Origin of the sequence: Stutzerimonas stutzeri (assembly GCF_024448955.1) — a bacterium.
In the GTDB taxonomy this organism is placed as follows: Bacteria; Pseudomonadota; Gammaproteobacteria; order Pseudomonadales; family Pseudomonadaceae; genus Stutzerimonas; species Stutzerimonas stutzeri_AQ.
Genome location: NZ_JAMOIH010000018.1, coordinates 82,445 through 103,946, shown reverse-complemented (window position 1 = coordinate 103,946; position 21,502 = coordinate 82,445). Strand labels below are relative to the sequence as shown.

The window sequence follows — 21,502 nt, the reverse complement described above, 5'->3', positions numbered from 1 at the left end:
ACAAGAGGTTTCGCCTAAGGCCTGCGCCGGAGAAGGTGCGCATTATAGGCACCCAGAAATGCATGTCAACGGGTATTTCCATGTCATTAGCCTTAAGCGCCCTCGCTGCGAAGTGCTTGTATATATAGAGTCGGCTTCGGGTTTCTCTTCATTCTTCAAACCGAGTTCGACAGGCTTTACACTGGCGCTCCTCTCAACTCATCAGATGGACGATATGTCTTATACGCCCGCCGACCAGCTCGACTTGATGCTGTTTCCTACTTGGCTCGTTCCAGTCGAGCCAGCGGGCATTGTCCTGACAGACCACGCGCTAGGTATCCGCGACGGACGCATCGTCCTAATAGCTCCCCGCGAGGAGGCTGCCAAATACGCCGCCAAGGAGACACGCGACCTTTCTGGAATGTTGCTAGCGCCCGGGCTGGTAAATGCGCACGGCCACGCTGCCATGACATTGTTTCGAGGAATGGCAGACGACCTGCCGCTGATGACTTGGCTACGCGAGCATATCTGGCCCGCGGAAAACAGATGGGTCAACGAAGCGTTTGTGACGGCAGGCAGCGAGTTGGCAATCGCGGAGCAGTTACAGAGCGGCATTACCTGCTTTTCCGACATGTATTTCTTTCCCGAAGTGGTCAGCCAACTCGTGCATAAGCACGGACTTCGGGCGCAGATAACGATTCCAGTGATGGACTTCCCTATCCCGGGAGCACGCGACGCTGATGAGGCGCTTCGCAAAGGGGTAGCACTATTCGATGACCTCAAGCACCACCCACGCCTGAGCATCGCTTTCGGGCCGCATGCACCTTATTCAGTATCGGACGATAAGCTGGAAAACATACGTACATTAGTGGCTGAGATGGATATCGGCATTCATATGCACGTCCACGAAACCGCACAAGAAGTAGAAGAAGCACTGAAGCAGCATGGCGAGCGTCCCCTTGCCCGCCTAGCTCGCCTTCAGCTCCTGGGGCCACGCTTCCAGGCCGTTCACATGACTCAGATAAATGATGAAGATATTGCCCTGCTGGTTGAGCACAACTGCAGTGTGATTCATTGCCCTGAATCGAACCTGAAATTGGCCAGCGGCTTTTGCCCGGTCGAACGCCTATGGGAAGCCGGGGTTAATGTCGGGATAGGTACCGATGGCGCAGCCAGCAACAATGACCTCGATTTGTTGGGCGAAACTCGCACTGCCGCCCTGCTTGCAAAGGCGGTCGCGAATTCGGCTACCGCCCTCGATGCCCACCGTGCACTGCGCATGGCCACGCTCAATGGTGCTCGTGCGCTTGGACTGGATGATCACACCGGATCGCTGGAGATTGGAAAGTTTGCAGATATGGTCGCATTCGATTTGTCCCGCCTTGCGCAGCAGCCCGTCTACGATCCAGTGTCTCAGCTAATCTATTCCAGCAGTCGCGACTGCGTACGCCATGTATGGGTGGGCGGCAAACAGCTACTCGATGATCGTCGGCTGGTTCGTATGGACGAAAAGCGTCTAATCACCACCGCCAAGGAATGGGGAGAGAAAATCCGTTCCAAACATTGAGTCGGGTACGCTCCCACCCCTCGCCGACAAACTGACGTATACGAAGCGCGCCATTAGAGCTTTTTGCTGACCGAAGCTGGCAACATCAGCAACTCGGGCAAGCCTCTCATCCAAGCTTTCAAACGGAACAGATCATGAGCAACGTCGACCACGCCGAAATCGCTAAATTCGAAGCACTCGCCCACCGCTGGTGGGACCGCGAAAGCGAGTTCAAGCCGCTGCATGAAATCAATCCGCTTAGGGTCAACTGGATCGACGAGCACATCTCGCTGGCTGGCAAGCGTGTTCTGGACGTCGGCTGCGGCGGGGGGATCCTCAGCGAGGCCATGGCCCTGCGCGGCGCCACGGTGATGGGAATCGACATGGGCGAGGCTCCACTTTCCGTTGCCAGACTGCACCTACTCGAATCAGGCCTGGAAGTTGATTACCGGCAGATCACCGCCGAGGCGTTGGCCGAGGAAATGCCGGAGCAATTCGATGTCGTGACGTGCCTGGAAATGCTTGAACATGTACCCGACCCCGCTTCGGTCATCCGGGCCTGCTACAAAATGGTGAAGCCTGGCGGACAGGTATTCTTTTCCACCATCAACCGCAACCCGAAGGCCTACGCATTTGCCATCATAGGCGCCGAATACATGCTGCAATTGTTGCCGCGTGGTACCCACGACTATCGCAAGTTCATTCGTCCGTCGGAACTGGGAGCTTGGAGCCGTGATGTCGGACTCGCAGTCAAGGACATCATCGGCCTGACCTACAACCCGCTGACGAAACACTACAAGCTGTCACCGGATGTAGATGTGAACTATATGATCCAGACACTCCGGGAGGCCTGATGCGTCTGCGCGCGGTGTTATTCGACATGGACGGTACGCTGCTCGACACAGCTCCGGACTTCATCGCTGTCGCACAAGCGATGCGCCTGGCACGAGGCCTCGCTCGGGTTCCGGACCAAGACGTCCGCGATGTCGTTTCCGGCGGAGCCCGGGCGATGGTGCTCAGCGCCTTCGACGTCGATCCGCTATCGGATGAATTCGAGTCTTTGCGACTGGAGTTTCTGGATCGCTATCAGCACCATTGCGCGGTCGAAAGTCAGCTCTACGACGGCATGTCGGAGCTGCTGACCGATATCGAGCAAGCGAACCTGATCTGGGGAGTTGTCACCAATAAGCCGTTGCGTTTCGCTGAGCCGATCATGCATCAGCTAGGTCTCGCATCGCGCTCTGCCGTGCTTGTCTGTCCAGATCACGTCAGCAAGAGCAAGCCCGACCCGGAGCCGATGCTTCTGGCATGCAGTCAACTGGATCTCGATCCGTCCACCGTACTGTTCGTTGGCGATGACCTGCGCGATATCGAATCAGGACGCGCGGCAGGTAGTCGCACGGCCGCGGTGCGTTATGGCTATATCCATCCCGATGACAATCCCGACACCTGGGGCGCGGACGTGGTTGTCGACCATCCTCTGGAACTGCGCGCCTTGCTGGATCGCACGACCTGGACTAACTGACAGCTCAAACCTGGATATTTTCTTTTCAATCACTATCGATGGGCGACTGCCCACATCCTGTATAGAGGCTTCAGATGTTCGAGTACTCAGCCCGCCCCGACCTGCTCAAGGATCGGATCATCATGGTCACCGGTGCCGGACGCGGGATAGGCGAAGCTGCAGCCAAAGCCTACGCAGCGCACGGCGCAACCGTTCTGCTGCTGGGTAAAAACGAGGAAAACCTCAACCGGGTATACGACGAGATCGAAGCCGCCGGCTGGCCGCAACCAGCAGTAATCCCTTTCAATCTGGAAACCGCTTTGCCGCATCAATACGACGAGCTTGCGGCAACCGTTGAGCGAGAGTTCGGACAATTGGATGGTCTGCTGCATAACGCGAGCATCGTTGGTCCGCGTACGCCGATCGAACAGCTGTCCGGCGACAACTTCATGCGAGTCATGCAAGTTAACGTCAACGCCGCCTTCATGCTCACCAGCACACTGTTGCCGCTATTGAAGCTGGCAACCGACGCCTCGGTGATCTTCACGTCGAGCAGCGTTGGGCGTAAAGGTCGGGCTTACTGGGGCGGTTACGCCGTATCGAAGTTCGCGACCGAGGGGTTGATGCAAGTATTGGCGGATGAACTCGACGGCACTGGCTCGATCCGCAGCAACAGCATCAATCCGGGCGCGACACGCACCGACATGCGTGCCAAGGCCTATCCCGGCGAGAATCCGGCCGTCAATCCCTTACCGGCCGACATCATGCCGGTCTATCTCTTCCTCATGGGGCCAGATAGCACTGGCATCAACGGACAAGCGCTCGATGCTCAGTGATTCGGATTAGCGCATAAACGCCTGTTTCCCGTCGCAACAGCACCGGCAGGCATGCCAAATTGGCATCATCCTGCCGTTTCGCTGACAAATGCTGACCGCAGCGCAGACTGACCACATTTAACTTACTGATAAATAACGATTTTAATTCTGGCATTGAATTCGCATAGCACCTCTAACAGCGCAGATTGCGTCCGAGGTTCTTTTCATGCTGGCAGACAAGCAGAACAACACCACCGTCGATATCGGGACTGCCCGCGCAAGGCGCCTGGAAATTACTGTCAACGAAACCTTTTCTCCGCCACGACCCAACCTTTTTAGTCTGGACAATCTAGCGGCACGCTTGCAGACCAGCCTGGAGATCGATCGGCTATGGAAGTTCTTCCTGGATGAAATCCATCACTTGACCCCGTCGTGTGCCCTCAGCTACCGCCACGCCGACACCGACTTTCACCTCCAGCTTGGTGAGACGACGGGGTTCGATATGAGCTATTCACTTTCCAATCAAGGTGACTACCTCGGCGAGCTGCGCGTGTTCAACCATGCGCCCTTTTGCGAGAGGACGCTGTGCGAACTGGAACGGGCAATTGGCTGCATGCTGTTCCCGGTGCGCAATGCGCTGCTGTATCGGCGCGCCATTCAAGCCTCACTCAAGGATCCGCTGACGGGTACGGGAAATCGTGCGGCACTGGAGCAAAGCCTGACACGGGAAGCCGAACTGTCCCGGCGCCATGGCCAAGCCCTGTCGGTCATCATGCTGGACATGGATTATTTCAAGAATCTTAACGACCGCTACGGACATCAAGCCGGGGACGCCGCGCTTAGAGCGACAGCGCTGCTGCTCAAGGAACAACTGCGCAACGTCGATATGGTTTTCCGGTTTGGCGGCGAGGAGTTCGTGCTCGTGCTATCCAGCACCGGCCCCGAGGCAGCGGCCATCGTAGCCGAACGCATTCGGGCTGCCATTCAGAACCTCTTCTTTCTCATCGGAGAAAAGCAGGTTCGGCTGTCGGCCAGTCTTGGTTGCGCGACCTATCGCCCATACGAATCTCACGAAGAATTGCTGTTGCGAGCCGACCAAGCGCTTTACCAGGCCAAACGCGACGGCCGCAACCGGATCAGAGCCGCTGCTATCTAGCAAAGTCACTGGATTGGCCAAACAAAAAAGGGTGAGTCATTACGACTCACCCTTTCATTGCGTCACGCTCTATTCGTCACGGACGCTTGGGACGGTCACCGCGTCCAAAACCAGGACGCTGTCCCTCGGTATTGGACGGGCCATTGCGCTTGGATGGCGATGGCTTGCCACGATTGCGACCCACAGTGCTCGGGCGCTCCGCCACCGGGGTGCCGCGGCCAGGTTTGCTGCGCTCGTCTGCATCACGTGGCTTGCGTGCAGGCTGGTCATCGCGCGAGCGACGTCCTTTGTCGCCGCCGCTCGGCACATCAGCATCATGGGCCGAACGCAAAACTCGTGGACGTCGCTCGCCGCGCCCGAGAGGCTTGGCCACCTTGCGCTGCATGCGGTCGAGCTTGTCCTTGGTCTTGGCCTTCATTCCCGGCAACGCCACCGGCTTGAGACCGACCTCTTCGCTGAGGATGTCGACTTCGCTCTGAGTCATCTCCCGCCAGCGACCCATAGGGAGATCCGAAGTCATGAACACCGGCCCGAACCGCACGCGCTTCAGTCTGCTGACAACGAGCCCCTGCGATTCCCACAAACGACGCACCTCGCGGTTACGACCCTCCATCACCACGCAGTGGTACCAGTGATTGAAACCTTCGCCACCGGGCGCTTGCTGGATATCGGTGAAACGCGCTGGCCCATCCTCGAGCATGACGCCCGTTTTCAGGCGCTCGATCATCTCGTCATCGACCTCACCGCGCACCCGCACCGCATACTCGCGATCCATCTCATATGAGGGATGCATCAGACGGTTGGCCAGCTCACCATCCGTGGTGAATAGCAGCAAGCCGGTCGTATTGATATCGAGGCGTCCGATATTGATCCAGCGCCCCTCTTTCGGACGGGGCAAGCGATCGAACACAGTTGGACGCCCTTCCGGATCGTCGCGGGTGCAAATCTCGCCGTCCGGCTTGTTGTAAATCAGGACGCGGCGGACCACCTCGGTGGCTTCTTCGCGCTTGAGCAGACGGCCATCGACGGCGATCGCATCATGCAGATCGACACGCTGGCCGAGGGTTGCGATCGTGCCGTTAACCTTGACTCGGCCAGTGGCAATCCAGCTTTCCACATCGCGACGCGAGGCCAGGCCAAGACGGGCCAGAACCTTCTGCAGCTTTTCGCCGTGGGCAATATGAGGGGTCGTATCTTCGTGCTCGGTCATCTAGGCACCTCCCGGTGTGGCAGTTCCGATTGAAAGGCCGCGCACTATACGCGTACCGATTCACCAAAGCACTAGGAAGCTTAGCAGCCAGAGCCAGGCGCGCACGGAGCGCGCCGCGCCGTGCGGTCAGGCGGCTTAGCTCTTGTCCAGCGCAGCTAGCGCGTCAGCCGTGGCTTGCTGAATGCTGGCCCAGTCGCCGTTCTTCAGCGCTGCGCCGTCGATCATCCAGGTGCCGCCTACACACATTACATTGGGGAGCGCCAGATACTGAGCGGCATTGGCAGCGTTGACGCCTCCGGTCGGGCAGAAGCGCACATCAGTAAAAGGACCACCAAGCGCCTTGATCGCAGCGACACCACCACATACTTCAGCCGGAAACAGCTTGAAGCGGCGATATCCAAGTGCATAACCACGCATGATGTCCGATGCGTTGCTGATTCCGGCCAGCAGCGGCACGGAACAGTTGACGCCTGCTTGAAGCAGCTCATCCGTGCAGCCCGGCGAGACGATGAACTGCGCTCCCGCGGCTTCGACGTCATCCATCATGCGCTTGTCGAGTACCGTGCCAGCCCCTACGCAGAGGTCGGGTCGCTCCTCGCGCAACCGGCGGATGGCAGTGAGCCCATGTTTCGAGCGCAAGGTGATTTCCAGCGCGGTCAGTCCGCCTGCAGCGAGCGCGTCGGCCAGTGGCAGGATCTGCTCTTCGCTGCCGATGGTGATTACGGGAAGGATGCGCGCTTCGGTACAGATCTTTTCGATCAGTGCGTTTTTCTGGTCCATGGTCATGGAAAGTCCTCGGGCCTCAGGGGCACCAATAGATCTCTAGAGGGGAATGCAGGAATGCACGGATGGGCATTTGCATGGTTTCGAGGCGCATTGCCTGACGCAGCGTCTCCAGCTTGGACGAGCCCTGTATCGCCAGACACTGAACCCGAGCAGATGCCAGCAGCGGGTAGGTCATGCTGAGGCGCTGCATCGGCGGAGTGGGCGCGAGCATCGGCAGGCAACGATCACTGCCGCTGGGCTCAAGCCCTTGTTCCAACAGTGGACTGTTAGGAAACAACGAAGCGGTATGCCCATCATTACCCATGCCTAGCACCAACACATCGATAGGCTGGCTGAGGTTAGCCAATCGATGATTCGCCAACTGCGCGGCCTGCTCCAGCGTCTCGGCCGGCTGATAAAGGCCAAGCAGCTGCGCATCAGCCGCTGCGTTCTGCAGCAGATGGCGCCGCACCAGACCTTCGTTACTGTCGGAGTCGTCGACATTGACCCAGCGTTCGTCAGCGAGGCTTACCTGCACCTTCGCCCAGTCCAGTCGACGCGTCGACAATGCTTCGAAGAACGCGATCGGGCTACGTCCACCGGATATCACCAGGCTAGCGCTGCCGTGAGTATCGACAGCGTAGCTCAGCGCCCCGGCAACGCGGTCAGCCAATACCTGCGCCAACTGGTCGGGATCGGGCAGGCTATGGGCAACCACCCCCGACGGCAGCTCCAGTTCAGAGATCGCCATACCAAGACCTCCCATCACGTGTAATCAGGGCAACGGACGCTACCGGGCCCCAGGACCCAGCAGGATAAGCCTTCGGCGCATCGCCAAGGCGCGACCAGCCGTCGATCAGTTGATCGCACCATTTCCAGGCGTACTCGATCTCATCCTTGCGAACGAACAGGTTCTGATTGCCTTGCATCACCTCAAGCAATAGGCGCTCGTATGCATCCGGAATCCGCGAACTCTTGTAGGTCTCGGAGAAATTCAGCTGCAACGGCCCGCTACGAAGATGCATGCCCTTATCGAGCCCCTGCTCTTTGGTCATGACCTGCAGCGAGATGCCTTCATCCGGCTGCAAGCGGATGATCAAGCGGTTGCTGATCAGCGAACGTTGCTCAGGCGCGAAGATGTAGAACGGCGGTTCCTTGAAATGAATGACGATCTGCGAAACCTTCTCACCCATGCGCTTGCCGGTCCGCAGATAGAACGGCACACCGGACCAGCGCCAGTTGCAGATATCGGCACGCAGCGCGACGAAGGTTTCGGTGCTGCTTTCGGCGTTAGAGTTTTCCTCTTCCAGATAGCCCGGCACAGCCTTGCCGCCGACCGAGCCAGCCACATACTGACCGCGCACCACTTGTTTACCCAGACGCTCCGGCGTGATCGGCGCCAACGCCTTGAGCACTTTCACTTTTTCATCGCGAATGCTGTCGGCGGTGAGGTCGCTCGGCGGATCCATCGCAATCAGGCACAGCAGCTGCAATAGATGGTTCTGGATCATGTCGCGTAGCTGTCCGGCCTGATCGAAATAGCCCCAACGCCCTTCGATACCAACAGTTTCCGCGACAGTGATCTCGACGTGCGAGATGTGATGCTGGTTCCACTGCGTCTCGAACAGGCTGTTGGCGAAGCGCAGCGCAATCAGGTTCTGCACCGTCTCCTTGCCGAGATAGTGGTCGATCCGGTAGATACGCGTTTCGGGAAAATACTGCGCAACCGCGTCGTTAACCACCCGAGATGATTCGAGATCATGGCCGATCGGCTTTTCCAGCACCACACGGGTTTGCTCAGCCAGCCCGACCGCCGCGAGGTGCTCGCAGATCGCGCCATAAACCGCCGCCGGCGTAGCAAAATAGGCGATCAGCGGCATGTCGCGCGACACCGTTTCGGCCAGCGCCGCGTAGTCTTGTGCGCTGCGGAAGTCCATCGTGATGTACTCCAGCCGCGCTTGAAACCGCGCCAGCGCCGTTTCGTCCAGCTGCGCGGCAGGAATGTATCGGCGTAACGCCTGATCGATCCGCTCCAGATGAGCCGAAGGCTCTCCTTTATCGCGAGAAAGCGCCAATATGCGCGTATCGCTGTTGAGGAGTCCCGCTCGATCTAGCTGGTAAAGTGCCGGAAACAGCTTGCGCAGCGCCAGGTCGCCCAAGGCGCCGAACAAAGCAAAGGTAGTTGCGTCAACGGTAATAGCAGGCATGTGTTTTGTATTAACCAAATTAGGCTGCGTTACAGGTTTTGTAGCTGCAGTTTAAGCAGATAATGTTGTCATTAAAACAACATAACCCGATTTTTTTCGCGCCTCGCACCGACTTTTTCGCTCGTTGCGGACGCGACCCCTTTGAAAGAAGAGACATGGATCGCATGAAAAATCTCTTGGAACAGATAAAAAATCGGCTCGACGAGCTGAACAAAGCGGAACGGAAAGTCGCTGAGGTGATATTGAGCGACCCGCAGCAGGCTACGCGTTACAGCATTGCGGCGCTGGCCCAGACGGCCAAGGTCAGTGAGCCTACCGTTAACCGCTTCTGCCGTTCGTTCGGTGCCGCAGGTTATCCCGCGCTCAAGATCCAACTGGCTCAGAGCCTGGCGAGCGGCGCTGCCTATGTCAGTCAGGCCGTGGAGGCCGATGACGGTCCCGAGGCCTATACGCGAAAGATCTTCGGCAGCACCATCGCTTCGCTCGACAGCGCTTGTCAGGCTATCGACCCGCAAGCGATCAGCCATGCCGTGGATTTGATGATTCAGGCGCGCCAGATTCATTTCTTCGGACTCGGCGCGTCTGCATCCGTCGCGCTGGATGCGCAGCACAAGTTCTTTCGCTTCAACCTTCCGGTCACCGCCCACAGCGACGTGCTCATGCAACGCATGCTGGCGTCGGTGGCGCATACCGGGGATCTTTTCGTGATCATTTCCTATACCGGGCGTACCCGCGAACTGGTGGAGGCCGCGACGATCGCACGCGACAACGGTGCTTCGGTGCTGGGGATGACCGCGGCGGATTCCCCGCTGGCCAGGGTCTGCACGTTGAGCCTGGACATACCGCTGCCTGAAGACACCGACATCTATATGCCGATGACCTCACGCATCATTCAACTGACCGTACTCGACGCGCTGGCCGCCGGCGTGACCTTGCGCCGGGGTGTCGACTTCCAGCCGCACCTGCGAAAGATCAAGGAAAGTCTGATGGCGACCCGTTATCCAACCGAAGAGAGCTGATCACTTCTTTTTCTTCTTTGCCTTGCGCAGTGCTTTCAACCGCTCGGCGGCCAACTCGTTGACCGCATTGCGCTCCTTGTTCTTCATGCCCTTCCAGGCCTTCATCTCGTCTCGGCTGCGTCCACAGCCGATGCAGATGTCGTCCTTGAGTTTGCAGATACTGATGCAAGGGTTCTTCGCCTTATCGCCCAAAACTACCTCCGGTTCAGTGGGACTCTACCGCTCGTGCCAGTAGAAACCCTCTTCGCCCGGAGGTTCTAACGAAATCAGGCTATCGGCGTTATCAGTCCCACCAGTACTCGACCTGCACACCGAAGTTCGAACCATGCTGGTCGCCACCGAAGGCTCCGGTGTCCGACAGCGCGGAGCCGGCAGCCATCAGATTGGCCGCATCCTGCGCCGCGTCGTTCCACTGGGCATAGGTGTAATACAGGCGCACCTCCGGACGAGCCCAGAACTCAGGGCCTGCCGGTGACCAGGTCGGAGCCACGGTGAATTTGGTCAGTTTTCGGGTGCCTTCCGGTGCGTCGATCTGATCATGTCCGACTTCAGCGACCAGCTTGAATTGCTCAGTCAAGGCATAGACCGGGCGCACGCCAACCGATATCCAATCCTGATCGCCGCCGTTCTGGCGCTTGTCCTTCTGGTACACCGCCTGGAACTGCCCGCCGAAACGCGGCGTCACCTGCCAGTCGAAGAACTCGACCACTCGCCAGCTCGTGTCGCTGCTGCCCAGCGTCACGTCGCCGGTATACCCAAGACCCGTGCCCGGCCCTTCGCCGTACTGAACAGCCAAGGTATTGCTGCCACCCAGGAACCCGATCTGCTTGTGCTGCACGGTAACGGCCCAGCCACTATTGGCATCGTCACGGTCCGGCTCGTCGATGTAGCTGACACCGAACTCCAGTTCGCCGCCCGGATTGCTGTCGAAGCCGCCGACGTTGAAATCGTGGCGATTGATGTAGTTGTCCTGGAACACGCTGTCCTTGCGCGAAAAGGCGTAGCTGTATTTCAGCCCGCCGATTTCCATATCCTCGATGCCGGCACCAGTGGCGCTCTGGTTCCAGTAGTAGAAATCGGAGATGTGGATGTCATTTCGCTTATAGAAACGTCGTCCTGCCCACAGCGAACCGCCGTTGAGTGCCGGCACCTTGCTCCATTCGGCATAGGCCTGCACCAACCTCGCCCAACCATGGTCGCCGGTGAATTTCGGCGTATGGTCATATTCGTTGTAGAGCGCCGCCATGCCCTCCACGCTCAGCACCGAACCATCGTCAAGCGTGAACAAGTCCTGCCTCAAACCCAGCTCCGCGTACTGTTCGCACTCGTTGCCGAGGCGATACTTGGACGGGGCTCCAGGCAACTGGAAACAGGCTTGCGAATCGCTACCGCTCGATTCTCCAATGCCACTGCGCACGTAACCATTGAAATCCAGTGCCTGAACGGTAAACGGAATGGCGAGACTGCCCAGCGCTACCGCGAGACCCAGGCGTGTGGTTTTTTTCATATCCGCTCCAATTAGCTCTTATTGTTGTTACTGCCGTTGGATTGAGCCGGTGAAGGCTCTCCTTTCCGACCCGCATGTCAGCCTCATGCTCACTGCGGTTCGAGTCGTCATGCCCAGCGGTGTTCGCTGCAACCGCTGGAGCAATGCATGAATAACATCTAGACGCGTTCGGCGCCGGTACGCAGACACCCCGCCACCGGGCTTTTTTTTCCGAGCAAACCGCCCACTCAGCGGGCGACCAACCGCGTGACCGCTCCGTTGCGTCCCGCCGATCCATTCCCCGGCGCGACGCCCAACCGCTCCCCCGTCTGCGCATCGAACAGCAGGACCTTGTCCGGCTCGAACTGCAGCGTCAATGTTTCTCCGGGGTTTGGCGCCGCGTCCGGTGCCAGGCGGCAACATACTTTGGTCTGGTTGAGGCTTACGAAGATCATGGTGTCCGGCCCGGTCGGCTCGATTACCTGCACTTCTACACGCAGAGAAGGCAAATCACCTGCGGCACCAATGCCTATTTGCTCGGGCCGGATACCCAAAATCACATCCCGCCCTTCCAGCGATTCGCCGTCGGCGAGCTTCAGCGGTAGTTCGCAACGATCCTGACCGCTTTCCAGCAGCGCACTCCAGCCACCGCTCTGCTTGATCAAACGCAGCGGCACGAAGTTCATCGGCGGCGAACCGATAAAGCTCGCCACGAACAGGTTGGCCGGGTTGTTGTAGATGTCCTTCGGCGTGCCGAACTGCTGGACGACGCCATCTTTCATCACCGCGACCTTGTCGCCGAGCGTCATCGCCTCGATCTGATCGTGAGTCACATAGACCGTTGTCGTCTTCAATCGCTGATGCATCAACTTGATTTCCGTGCGCATCTCGACCCGCAGTTTTGCGTCGAGGTTGGATAACGGCTCATCGAATAGATAGATCTTCGGCCGCCGCGCCAGTGCGCGTCCCATGGCTACACGCTGCTGCTGGCCGCCGGACAATTGCGAGGGTTTACGCTCCAGAAGGTGCTCGATCTGTAGCAATTGGGCAACGCGGGACACTTCCTCTCCGATCTTGGCCGCCGGCACCTTGCGCATCTTCAGGCCAAAGGCGATGTTCTCCCGCACCGTCATGGTCGGATACAGCGCATAGGACTGGAACACCATGGCGATGTCCCGATCCTTCGGACTGGCGGTACTGATGTCAGCGCCATCGACGCGAATCTCGCCCCCCGTGATGTCCTCCAGCCCGGCAATGCAATTCATCAGAGTGGATTTACCGCAACCCGAAGGCCCGACGAGGATCAGAAATTCCCCGTCACCGATCTTCAGGTCGATGTCTTTCAGGGTGTCATGTGAACTCCCCAGATAGCTCTTGCGGACGTTGCTGAGTTCGAGTGCAGCCATGGTCGTTCGGTCTCCTAACCTTTGACCGCGCCGGCCGTAAGCCCGCGCAGGAAATACTTGCCGGCGAGGATGTACACCACCAGCGTTGGCAGCCCGGCGATCATCGCCGCAGCCATATCGACGTTGTATTCCTTGGCGCCCGTGCTGGTGTTGACCAGGTTGTTCAGCGCCACGGTAATCGGCTGGGTATCGCCACTGGCAAACACCACGCCGAACAGGAAGTCGTTCCAAATTTGGGTGAACTGCCAGATCAGGCAGACCATGATGGTGGGGATGGACATGGGCAGCAGAATCCTGCCGAAGATCGTGAAGAACCCCGCCCCGTCCAGCCGCGCGGCGCGAATCAGGGCATCCGGCACGCTGACGTAGAAGTTGCGGAAGAACAGCGTCGTGAAGGCCAAGCCGTAGACCAGGTGCACCAATACCAACCCCGGCGTCGTGTTGGCCAGGCCAAGTTGGCCCAGCGTGAAGGACGCCGGCAGCAGAATCACCTGAAACGGTAGAAAGCATCCGAACAGCAGAAGGCCGAAGAACAGCTGCGAACCGCGGAAGCGCCACATCGCCAGTACGTAGCCGTTGAGGGCACCAAGCAGCGTGGAGATGATGACGGCGGGCACCGTGATCTTTACCGAGTTCCAGAAATAGCCCCCAACCGCATCCCAGGCCTTGACCCAGCCGATGACCGTCATCACGTCCGGCCAGGACAGCAGATTGCCGGTACGGATGTCGTCGGGCGTCTTGAAGCTGGTCAGCAGCATCACCACCAGCGGCACCAAGTACATCGCGACCGCCACCAGCAGCGTCGCGTAGATCGCCACCCGGCTGAATGTCAGGCGCTTTCGCCCTACGAGGCTAGTCATGGCGCTTGTTCCTCAGTTCCGAATAGAGATAGGGCACGACGATCGCCATCACCGCACCGAGCATGAGAATCGCACTGGCCGCGCCCAGCCCCATCTGCCCGCGGGTAAAAGTATGGGCATACATGAACATGGCCGGTAGGTCCGAGGCGTATCCCGGCCCGCCCGCCGTCATTGCGGCCACCAAATCAAAAGCCTTGATCGCAATATGCGCGAGGATCATCAGGGCGCTGAAGAACACCGGTCTCAGACTCGGCAGAATGATTCGTAGATAAATACTTGGCAGGCTCGCTCCGTCGATCTGCGCCGCCCGCACGATGGATTGATCGACACCGCGCAGCCCCGCCAGGAACAACGCCATGACGAAGCCGGAAGCTTGCCAGACCGCGGCGATTACTAGGCAATACACGACGCGGTCTGGATCGACCAGCCAGTCGAAGCGAAACCCTTCCCAGCCCCAGTCGCGCAGCATCTTGTCGATCCCGAGCCCGGGATTGAGCAGCCATTTCCAGGCCGTACCGGTGACGATCATAGACAAAGCCATTGGGTACAGGTAGACGGTGCGAATGAAGCCTTCGCGGCGAATGCGCTGATCCAGTAGCACTGCCAGCAGCACGCCGATGACTAGGCTAATAGTGATGAACAACCCGCCGAACACCAGCAGGTTTTTACTGGCCACCCACCAGCGATCGTTGTTCCAGAGACGTTCGTATTGCGCCAGCCCAACCCATTTGTAGCTGGGCATGAAGCGCGAGTTGGTAAACGAGAGCAGGAACGTCCAGAAGATGTAACCGTAGAACCCGACCAGCACGATCAGCATGCTCGGCGCCAACACCAGTTTGGGCAGCCAGTTCTGCAAGGCGTCCAGCGGTGAGGCTTTGGTGAAGACAGCAGTTGAGCTCATGTCTGGCTCCGTGGGGGTACAGGATCCATAAAGCGGCTCCAATCGTTGTTCATGGGCACGACTTGCCCGTCACGACCAGCCGAGAGCTTGGTCGTTAGGTTCGATGCGTCAGTAAAAAAAGGCCGCCGAAGCGGCCAATACGCTATTGAACTGCTTGAATCGCCGCAGCCAGTTGCTGCGCCGCTTTCTTCGGATCGGCAGACGGATCGTTGAAGAAGTTGGTGACCACGTCGAATACCGCACCCTGCACATAGCTGGAGGCAGCCATGCCATGCGCCAGGCTCGGTACCAGACCCGGACCTTGCGCAGAGGCCTTGAAGTCTTTCATCGACTGCTGGGCGCAGACGTCGAATTCGCTCATGTCCTGGTCCAGACGCACGGGGATGGAGCCTTTGTTCTGGTTGAAGAACTGTTGGAACTCAGGCTCCAGAACCGTCCGAGCCAGGTCCTTCTGCGCCTTGCGGTCCTCGTCCTTGCTGAGCTTGAACATCGCCAGCGAGTCGATGTTGTAAGTGAAGCTGCCCTCGGTACCGGGGAACGGCAGGCATTGATAGTCGTCACCGGCTATTTTGTTCGCCGCGCTCCACTCGCTCTTGGCCCAGTCGCCCATGATCTGCATGCCGGCCTTGCCGTTCATGACCATCGCGGTGGCGCTGTTCCAGTCGCGACCCGCGGCGTTGTTGTCGACGTAGCCGCGCAGCTTTTTCAGAGCGGCAAAGGCCTCGACCATCTTGTCGCCGGTCAGTACATCACGATCAAGATCGACGAATGCTTTACGGAAATCCTCTGGACCGAGGACGGCCAACGCCAGATCTTCGAAGACCGTGCCGTCCTGCCAGGGCTGGCCGCCATGGGCCAGCGGCATGAAACCTGCTGCCTTGAGCTTGTCGGCGGCCGCAAAAAATTCGTCGAGACTCTTTGGAGGCTTCGCACCGGCTTTCTCGAAGACGTCCGGGTTGATCCACAGCCAGTTGACCCGGTGCACGTTGACCGGCACCGCCACGTAGTCACCGTCGTACTTCATTGCAGTCGAGACTTGCTTGGGGAGCAGCTCGTCCCACTTGGCCTGTTCGGCTACGTCGTTGAGATCGGTCAGCAGCCCCAGCTCGCCCCATTCCTGGATATCAGGTCCCTTGATCTGAGCGGCTGCGGGTGCGTTGCCAGAGACGGCGCGGGTCTTCAGGACTGTCATGGCGGCCTCACCACCACCACCGGCGACAGCAAAGTCCTTCCAGGTATGGCCCTGCTCTTCGACGAGTCGCTGCAGCGTATCAGCGGCGCGTTTTTCACCGCCGGAGGTCCACCAGTGCAGGACTTCGACCTCACCGGCGTGAGCGAAGGGAACGAGAGAAGCGAGGGAAACAGCAGTAACCAGACGATGGATCGTGTTCATTTGTGTTCCTTTTTCTTTTTGTTTTCGGTGCAAGTCTCTGCTTGCGCTGCACCGATTCTAGGCGCGCCAGAGCGTGCAGCAGGTAACGAAGGGATAGTGAATGGTCACCGATTCGTTACAAAGCGAGCAGCTCTGTAACGGCACCGGCAACCGTTGGTTGGCACGTGAGCTCACTCGGCATGTCGCGGCAGGCTCAGGGTCACCCGCAGCCCACCCTCGGGAAGGTTGCGCAGGCTGATTTCGCCCCCATGGGCGTGTGCGATATTTCGGGCGATGCCGAGACCGAGGCCATACCCGGGCTGCTTAGCCGCCAGCCGAAAATTCGGCTCGAAGACCTGCTGCAGCCATGCCTGCGGAACGCCAGGCCCCTCATCGTCGACATGCAGCACGAAGGTCTCGCCGTCATCGTCAATATGCAAGTGCGCTCGCTCGCCATATTTCAGCGCGTTATCCAGCAAGTTGCCGATACAGCGCTTGAGCGCCAACGGCTTGCCCGCATAAGCCGAGACCGCCTGGCCTTGCACCGTGACACGGCCGTTGCCAGCGGGTGCGAGGTAAGGTTCGGTGACGCAATCGAGCAGCAGATTCAGATCCAGCGGCTCGATATTTTCGTGTATGTCGGTGTCCTTGACGCATTGCAGCGCACCCTTGACGAGCAATTCAAGCTCATCGAGATCACGGCTGAACTTGTCCTGCAGGGCTTGGTTCTCCAGCAGCTCCACCCGCAGACGCAACCGGGTGATTGGCGTGCGCAGATCATGCGAGATGGCACTGAACAGCTGGGCGCGCTCGGTCAAGTAGCGCCCGATGCGCTCGCGCATGCTGTTGAATGCCCGGCTGACCTCGACCACCTCGCTGCCGCCCGCCTCGGGCAACAGTTCCACTTCGCTGCCCAGCGACATTTCCCGCGCCGCCTGGGCCAACCGTTTGAGCGGGCGGCTCTGCCAATGCACGAGGATGCCGATGAACAACAGCAAAAAGCTGGTGGTGAGAACGATGAACCAGAGCTGTTGTTTAGGGATGCCCTCGTCCTCAAGGCTGACGTAGGGCGCCGGCATCAGCGACGCAAGATACAGCCACTCGCCAGGTGCGATTTGAATCTGCGTCACCAGCACGGGCGGGTTCAGGGGCTCCAGGCTCAGCGCGTAGTGCGCCCAGGATCGCGGCAACTCGTCGAGCTTCAGCCCGCCATTGAAAATGCGCAGATCGTCGGGGCTGACGAAATTGACCGACATGTCCGCGTCGTTTCCGAGGCGCTCGCGAAGTACCGCGTCCACTTCTGCCAGCACCGCCTGCTTGCGCTCGGTTGGCGGCAGAATTTGCATATCCAAAGGTTTGTCATTCAGCGATACGAAGAAGCGCGTACCGCCCATGCTGCGCAGTTGATCGAGCACCAGCGGTCGATAGCCCAGCGGCAGCGAGCGGAAATAGCTGACGCTGGCGGACATGGAATGCGCCAGGCTCCGAGCGTTGGTCAGCAGGCCTTCCACCTGGCTTGCACGCAGCTGCGACACCCAGATGAAACTCGACAACGCCTGCGCCACCAGCACCACCAGCAGCGTCAGAAAGAGCATCCGGCCGAGCAGCGAGCGCGGCACCGGCAACCATCGGCGCTTAGCCGAGCGAGTCATGATGCGGCGCGACCTGGGCGGCGAGCAGATAACCACTGCCGCGAACGGTGCGGATCAACCGAGGGCACTTACCGGTGTCGCGCAGTCGCTGGCGTAGGCGGCTGACGGCCATGTCGACGATGCGCTCGAGCGGCAGCACTTCACGACCGCGCGTGGCATTGGCAATGGTGTCGCGGTCGAGAATCTGCTGCGGGTGATCGAGAAAGAGCTTCAACAACGCAAAATCGGCACCAGACAGCAGCACCTCTTCCCCGTCCTGATGAAACAGCCGGTGGCTGACCATATCCAGCCGCCACTCATCGAACGCCAGCACGTCGCCGGTGCGTTCCTGGCCGAAGTTGACGCGGCGAAGCAGCGCCTTGATTCGCGCCAGCAGCTCACGAGGACTGAAGGGTTTGCCCAAGTAATCGTCGGCCCCCAGCTCCAGCCCGATGACCCGATCAGCCTCATCGGAACTGGCGGTTAGCATGATGATCGGCATCTGGGCCAGACGTTGATGCCCCCGAACCCAGCGGCAGAGGCTGAAGCCATCTTCATCCGGCAGCATCACGTCGAGAATGACCAGATCGGCCGGATCGTCGGCCATCGCTTCTCGAAACTGCGCACCGTCTGCCACGGTGCGTACCTGAAAGCCCGATCGGCTGAGGTAGGTTTCCAACAGTTCGCGAATTTCCTGATCATCATCGACCAGCAAAATGGATCTTCCGGTCTGGTTCACTGGCATCCCTTCTCTTGTTCTCGTTTCGATGCGGCTCAGCGCTCGCCGGGCGTGCCCCCCAGCAATTGCTGCAAGGCAACGCCTGCGCCTTCCAGTCCCGGGTATTCAGCTGTCACCACCCAGACCGGGACGTCGTCAAAATACCGGCTCATACAGCCCTTGTCGCGAAAACTTTGGCTAAAGCCGCTACGCGCAAAAAACTCGACGAAGCGCGGCACGATGCCCCCAGCAATATAGACACCACCGCGCGCACCAGTCGTAAGCACATTGTCGCCGGCGATCCGACCCAGCCAGACACAGAATTGTTCCAGCACCGCCTCGGCGTACGCATCGCCCGCCAGCGCAGCGGCGGTAACCTCGGCGGGCGTAGTCAGACGAGGCGCCTCACCATCGAGCGCGCAACTGGCTCGATAGAGCTCCAACAACCCGCCCCCGCTGAGGATCGCCTCGGCATTCACATGGCCGAGCTTCTCGTGCAGATGCGCCCACAATGCGGCCTCTCGGCTCGTGCCGATCGGCAAGCAGACGTGCCCGCCTTCACCCGGCAACGCTCGCCAAACTCCGTCGGCCAATGGCAGCAGAGTGGCAACGCCGAGCCCGGTGCCGGGCCCGATGACTAGACGTGTGCGGCCTGCCTCGGATTGACCGGGGCATACCTCGATCAGTTCGCCATCGCGCAGGCGGGTCATGCCCAGCGCCATAGCCGTGAAATCGTTGATCAGCAACAGATCGCTCAGCCCAAGATCTTCGCAAAAAGATTTGCGGCTCAGACGCCAGTGATTGTTCGTGAATGCGAATTCATCGCCCGAAACCGGGCCGGCACAGGCCAGGCAGACCGCCTGAAGCGCCTCGACGCTCTGTCCAACACCGTGCAGATAAGCTCGGATGGCGTCTTCCGGACGCAGATACTCAACGGTCGGCAGCACCCGCACCGACTCGACTTGGTGGTCGCGCCAGAGTGCGAAGCGGGCATTGGTGCCCCCAATATCGCCTACCAGTGCCGTCACTTGAGCACCTCCAGCCCTTCGGTAAACGCACTCGCGCCCTTCTCGGCCGGACTGAAAGCGGCCCGCATGAAACCGAATAGCTCGCGACCGCAACCGATCCCAAGATCGCTGGGCGCACTCACAGGTTCACGGCTATCGAATTCGGCCTGATCGACCAGTACGCGCAATTCGCCCGTCTCGCCGTCGACGCGGATGAGGTCGCCGTCACGCAGGCGGCACAGCGGTCCACCATCGAGCGCCTCGGGACTGACGTGAATGGCTGCCGGCACCTTGCCCGACGCGCCAGACATGCGACCGTCGGTAACCAACGCCACCTTATGTCCGCGATCCTGCAAAACGCCGAGGAACGGCGTCAGCTTGTGCAGTTCGGGCATGCCGTTGGCTTTGGGCCCTTGGAAACGCACCACGGCAACGAAATCTTTTTCCAGCTCGCCATTCATGAACGCCTGGGCCAGCTCGCTTTGATCGCTGAACACTCGCGCCGGCGCCTCCACCACACGATGCTCCGGTGCGACCGCCGATATCTTGGTCACGCTACGGCCGAGGTTGCCTTCCAGCACACGTAGGCCACCTTCAGGAGAGAAGGCACGTTCAACCGGACGCAGGATCGCTTCGTCGAGACTGTTAGCCGGACCCTCCTTCCAAACCAGCGCATCGCCTTCAAGGAAAGGTTCTTGGGTGTAGCGCTTCAACCCCTGACCCACGACGGTGTAAACGTCCTCATGCAGCAAGCCGGCGTCGAGCAACGTGCGAACCATGAACGGCACGCCACCGCAGGCATGGAAATGGTTCACGTCAGCCTGCCCATTGGGATAGACCTTCGCTAATGTCGGCGTCACCGCAGAAATGTCAGCCATGTCCTGCCAGGTCAGCTGAATGCCAGCGGCCTGGGCAAATGCGGGAATATGCAGCGTGTGGTTGGTTGAGCCACCGGTGGCATTGAGTGCCACCACCGAATTGATGATCGCCTTCTCGTCGACAATCTTGCACAGCGGCAAGTAGTTACCAGACTGAGGTGTCAGGCGAGTCACCTGGCGCGCCGCCTCGCGGGTCAGTTCGTCACGCAGCGGCGTGTAGGGATTGACGAAGGACGAGCCCGGCAAGTGCAGGCCCATGATCTCCATCACCACCTGATTGGTGTTCGCCGTGCCGTAGAAGGTACAGGTGCCGGGGCTGTGGTAGGAGAGCATTTCCGACTCCAGCAGCTCCTCGCGGCTGGCCTTGCCTTCGGCGTAACGCTGACGAACCTCGGCCTTCTGCTTGTTGGGAATGCCCGACGGCATCGGCCCGCCCGGTACGAATACCGCCGGTAGATGACCGAAGCGCAAGGCGCCGATCATCAGGCCCGGAATGATCTTGTCGCAAATACCCAGGTAGAGCGCCGCATCGAACATGTTGTGTGACAGCGCGATGGCGGTGGCCATAGCGATCACTTCACGACTGGCCAGGCTCAGCTCCATCCCCGCCTCGCCCTGGGTGACGCCGTCGCACATGGCCGGCACACCGCCGGCGAACTGCCCGACCGAACCGACGTCACGCAACGCCTGCTTGATGATTTCGGGAAAGTGCTCGTACGGCTGGTGCGCTGACAGCATGTCGTTGTAGGCCGAGACGATGGCCACGTTGGCCTCATCCATCAGACGCAGCTTCTGCTTGTCGCCAGCGGACGCACAACCCGCCACACCATGGGCGAAGTTGGCGCACTGGAGCCTGCCACGTTGAGGCCCATCGCTCGCCGCGCCGGCCATCTGGGCAAGATAGCGCTGCCGGGTTGGCCGGCTGCGCTCGATCAAACGTTCGGTAACCTCTTGAATCCGCGGGTGCATACCATCACTCCTGCATATTAATCTTTGGTTTTATCAACAAAACAACATGGATACGGGCTTGATTTCTATTCTG

The 21,502-nt window shown here is 59.5% G+C and carries 20 protein-coding genes; 6 read left to right on the top strand and 14 right to left on the bottom strand.

What is annotated here, in order from left to right; genetic code table 11:
* The first annotated feature begins 247 nt into the window (after positions 1 to 247).
* The 5 genes from NA645_RS18020 (at position 248) to NA645_RS18000 (ending at position 5,000) form a co-directional block, all read left to right on the top strand.
* Entirely contained in the window at positions 248 to 1,546 is a 1,299-nt protein-coding gene (locus tag NA645_RS18020) for a TRZ/ATZ family hydrolase (protein ID WP_272892139.1), read from the top strand.
* A gap of 134 nt (positions 1,547 to 1,680) precedes the next feature.
* The gene (gene ubiG, locus NA645_RS18015) at positions 1,681 to 2,379 is read left to right on the top strand and encodes a bifunctional 2-polyprenyl-6-hydroxyphenol methylase/3-demethylubiquinol 3-O-methyltransferase UbiG (RefSeq protein ID WP_256050099.1); all 699 of its coding nucleotides are present in this window, start codon (positions 1,681 to 1,683) and stop codon (positions 2,377 to 2,379) included.
* The gene (gene mupP / locus NA645_RS18010) at positions 2,379 to 3,050 is read left to right on the top strand and encodes an N-acetylmuramic acid 6-phosphate phosphatase MupP (RefSeq protein WP_256050098.1); all 672 of its coding nucleotides are present in this window, start codon (positions 2,379 to 2,381) and stop codon (positions 3,048 to 3,050) included. Before ubiG ends, mupP begins: the two co-directional genes overlap by 1 nt.
* Positions 3,051 to 3,124: 74 nt before the next feature.
* Positions 3,125 to 3,865: a YciK family oxidoreductase gene (locus tag NA645_RS18005; RefSeq protein ID WP_256050097.1), complete on the top strand. Its 741-nt coding sequence runs from the start codon at positions 3,125 to 3,127 to the stop codon at positions 3,863 to 3,865.
* Positions 3,866 to 4,070: 205 nt separating this feature from the next.
* Positions 4,071 to 5,000, top strand: a complete 930-nt coding sequence (locus NA645_RS18000) for a GGDEF domain-containing protein (RefSeq protein WP_256050096.1) — start codon at positions 4,071 to 4,073, stop codon at positions 4,998 to 5,000.
* Positions 5,001 to 5,076: 76 nt separating this feature from the next.
* Here NA645_RS18000 and rluB read toward each other — a convergent pair whose 3' ends face one another.
* The 4 genes from rluB to zwf form a co-directional block, all read right to left on the bottom strand.
* Positions 5,077 to 6,210 (bottom strand): 23S rRNA pseudouridine(2605) synthase RluB, encoded by a 1,134-nt coding sequence (gene rluB, locus NA645_RS17995; protein WP_256050095.1) that lies wholly within the window; start codon positions 6,208 to 6,210, stop codon positions 5,077 to 5,079.
* A 135-nt stretch (positions 6,211 to 6,345) separates the two neighbouring features.
* Positions 6,346 to 6,996, bottom strand: coding sequence for a bifunctional 4-hydroxy-2-oxoglutarate aldolase/2-dehydro-3-deoxy-phosphogluconate aldolase (locus NA645_RS17990; RefSeq protein ID WP_256050094.1), 651 nt, complete (start codon positions 6,994 to 6,996; stop codon positions 6,346 to 6,348).
* 16 nt (positions 6,997 to 7,012) lie between these two features.
* Positions 7,013 to 7,726, bottom strand: a complete 714-nt coding sequence (gene pgl, locus NA645_RS17985) for a 6-phosphogluconolactonase (RefSeq protein ID WP_256050093.1) — start codon at positions 7,724 to 7,726, stop codon at positions 7,013 to 7,015.
* Positions 7,713 to 9,182 carry a glucose-6-phosphate dehydrogenase gene (zwf, locus tag NA645_RS17980; RefSeq protein WP_256050092.1) on the bottom strand — a complete coding sequence of 490 codons (1,470 nt, stop codon included), beginning with the start codon at positions 9,180 to 9,182 and terminating at the stop codon, positions 7,713 to 7,715. The genes pgl and zwf overlap by 14 nt, the downstream gene beginning before the upstream one ends.
* Before the next feature lie 155 nt (positions 9,183 to 9,337).
* On the opposite strand from zwf, the gene NA645_RS17975 reads away from it, so the two are divergent.
* A complete protein-coding gene (locus NA645_RS17975) occupies positions 9,338 to 10,201 on the top strand; it encodes a MurR/RpiR family transcriptional regulator (protein ID WP_272892134.1) in 864 nt (287 codons plus the stop codon).
* On the opposite strand, the gene NA645_RS17970 is transcribed toward NA645_RS17975, so the two are convergent.
* From NA645_RS17970 to edd, 10 genes are all read right to left on the bottom strand, one after another.
* Positions 10,202 to 10,393 carry a DUF1289 domain-containing protein gene (locus tag NA645_RS17970; RefSeq protein ID WP_256050090.1) on the bottom strand — a complete coding sequence of 64 codons (192 nt, stop codon included), beginning with the start codon at positions 10,391 to 10,393 and terminating at the stop codon, positions 10,202 to 10,204.
* Positions 10,394 to 10,484: 91 nt separating this feature from the next.
* A complete protein-coding gene (locus tag NA645_RS17965; RefSeq protein WP_131650496.1) occupies positions 10,485 to 11,708 on the bottom strand; it encodes a maltoporin in 1,224 nt (407 codons plus the stop codon).
* Between the two features lie 227 nt (positions 11,709 to 11,935).
* The gene (locus NA645_RS17960) at positions 11,936 to 13,093 is read right to left on the bottom strand and encodes an ABC transporter ATP-binding protein (RefSeq protein ID WP_256050089.1); all 1,158 of its coding nucleotides are present in this window, start codon (positions 13,091 to 13,093) and stop codon (positions 11,936 to 11,938) included.
* Positions 13,094 to 13,107: 14 nt separating this feature from the next.
* The gene (locus NA645_RS17955) at positions 13,108 to 13,953 is read right to left on the bottom strand and encodes a carbohydrate ABC transporter permease (protein ID WP_256050088.1); all 846 of its coding nucleotides are present in this window, start codon (positions 13,951 to 13,953) and stop codon (positions 13,108 to 13,110) included.
* Positions 13,946 to 14,854 (bottom strand): carbohydrate ABC transporter permease, encoded by a 909-nt coding sequence (locus NA645_RS17950; protein ID WP_131650493.1) that lies wholly within the window; start codon positions 14,852 to 14,854, stop codon positions 13,946 to 13,948. The genes NA645_RS17955 and NA645_RS17950 overlap by 8 nt, the downstream gene beginning before the upstream one ends.
* Positions 14,855 to 14,996: 142 nt before the next feature.
* Positions 14,997 to 16,247 carry an ABC transporter substrate-binding protein gene (locus NA645_RS17945; protein WP_256050087.1) on the bottom strand — a complete coding sequence of 417 codons (1,251 nt, stop codon included), beginning with the start codon at positions 16,245 to 16,247 and terminating at the stop codon, positions 14,997 to 14,999.
* A gap of 170 nt (positions 16,248 to 16,417) precedes the next feature.
* On the bottom strand, positions 16,418 to 17,878 hold the full coding sequence (locus NA645_RS17940; RefSeq protein ID WP_272892133.1) for an ATP-binding protein: 1,461 nt from the start codon (positions 17,876 to 17,878) through the stop codon (positions 16,418 to 16,420).
* Positions 17,862 to 18,596 (bottom strand): response regulator, encoded by a 735-nt coding sequence (locus NA645_RS17935; RefSeq protein WP_256050106.1) that lies wholly within the window; start codon positions 18,594 to 18,596, stop codon positions 17,862 to 17,864. Before NA645_RS17935 ends, NA645_RS17940 begins: the two co-directional genes overlap by 17 nt.
* Positions 18,597 to 18,631: 35 nt before the next feature.
* A complete protein-coding gene (locus NA645_RS17930) occupies positions 18,632 to 19,603 on the bottom strand; it encodes a glucokinase (protein ID WP_256050086.1) in 972 nt (323 codons plus the stop codon).
* Positions 19,600 to 21,429, bottom strand: coding sequence for a phosphogluconate dehydratase (gene edd, locus NA645_RS17925; RefSeq protein WP_256050085.1), 1,830 nt, complete (start codon positions 21,427 to 21,429; stop codon positions 19,600 to 19,602). The genes NA645_RS17930 and edd overlap by 4 nt, the downstream gene beginning before the upstream one ends.
* Between the last annotated feature and the right edge of the window lie 73 nt (positions 21,430 to 21,502).

Bases quoted from the DNA above. Each gene is read 5' to 3' on its own strand.
- NA645_RS17965 (WP_131650496.1), bottom strand. From the start codon at position 11,708: ATGAAAAAAACCACACGCCTGGGTCTCGCGGTAGCGCTGGGCAGTCTC.
- NA645_RS17975 (WP_272892134.1), top strand. From the start codon at position 9,338: ATGGATCGCATGAAAAATCTCTTGGAACAGATAAAAAATCGGCTCGAC.
- NA645_RS18020 (WP_272892139.1), top strand. From the start codon at position 248: ATGCTGTTTCCTACTTGGCTCGTTCCAGTCGAGCCAGCGGGCATTGTC.
- pgl (WP_256050093.1), bottom strand. From the start codon at position 7,726: ATGGCGATCTCTGAACTGGAGCTGCCGTCGGGGGTGGTTGCCCATAGC.
- NA645_RS17955 (WP_256050088.1), bottom strand. From the start codon at position 13,953: ATGACTAGCCTCGTAGGGCGAAAGCGCCTGACATTCAGCCGGGTGGCG.
- NA645_RS17940 (WP_272892133.1), bottom strand. From the start codon at position 17,878: ATGACTCGCTCGGCTAAGCGCCGATGGTTGCCGGTGCCGCGCTCGCTG.
- zwf (WP_256050092.1), bottom strand. From the start codon at position 9,182: ATGCCTGCTATTACCGTTGACGCAACTACCTTTGCTTTGTTCGGCGCC.
- NA645_RS18005 (WP_256050097.1), top strand. From the start codon at position 3,125: ATGTTCGAGTACTCAGCCCGCCCCGACCTGCTCAAGGATCGGATCATC.
- NA645_RS17990 (WP_256050094.1), bottom strand. From the start codon at position 6,996: ATGACCATGGACCAGAAAAACGCACTGATCGAAAAGATCTGTACCGAA.
- NA645_RS17945 (WP_256050087.1), bottom strand. From the start codon at position 16,247: ATGAACACGATCCATCGTCTGGTTACTGCTGTTTCCCTCGCTTCTCTC.
- NA645_RS17950 (WP_131650493.1), bottom strand. From the start codon at position 14,854: ATGAGCTCAACTGCTGTCTTCACCAAAGCCTCACCGCTGGACGCCTTG.
- edd (WP_256050085.1), bottom strand. From the start codon at position 21,429: ATGCACCCGCGGATTCAAGAGGTTACCGAACGTTTGATCGAGCGCAGC.
- ubiG (WP_256050099.1), top strand. From the start codon at position 1,681: ATGAGCAACGTCGACCACGCCGAAATCGCTAAATTCGAAGCACTCGCC.
- NA645_RS17960 (WP_256050089.1), bottom strand. From the start codon at position 13,093: ATGGCTGCACTCGAACTCAGCAACGTCCGCAAGAGCTATCTGGGGAGT.
- rluB (WP_256050095.1), bottom strand. From the start codon at position 6,210: ATGACCGAGCACGAAGATACGACCCCTCATATTGCCCACGGCGAAAAG.
- mupP (WP_256050098.1), top strand. From the start codon at position 2,379: ATGCGTCTGCGCGCGGTGTTATTCGACATGGACGGTACGCTGCTCGAC.
- NA645_RS18000 (WP_256050096.1), top strand. From the start codon at position 4,071: ATGCTGGCAGACAAGCAGAACAACACCACCGTCGATATCGGGACTGCC.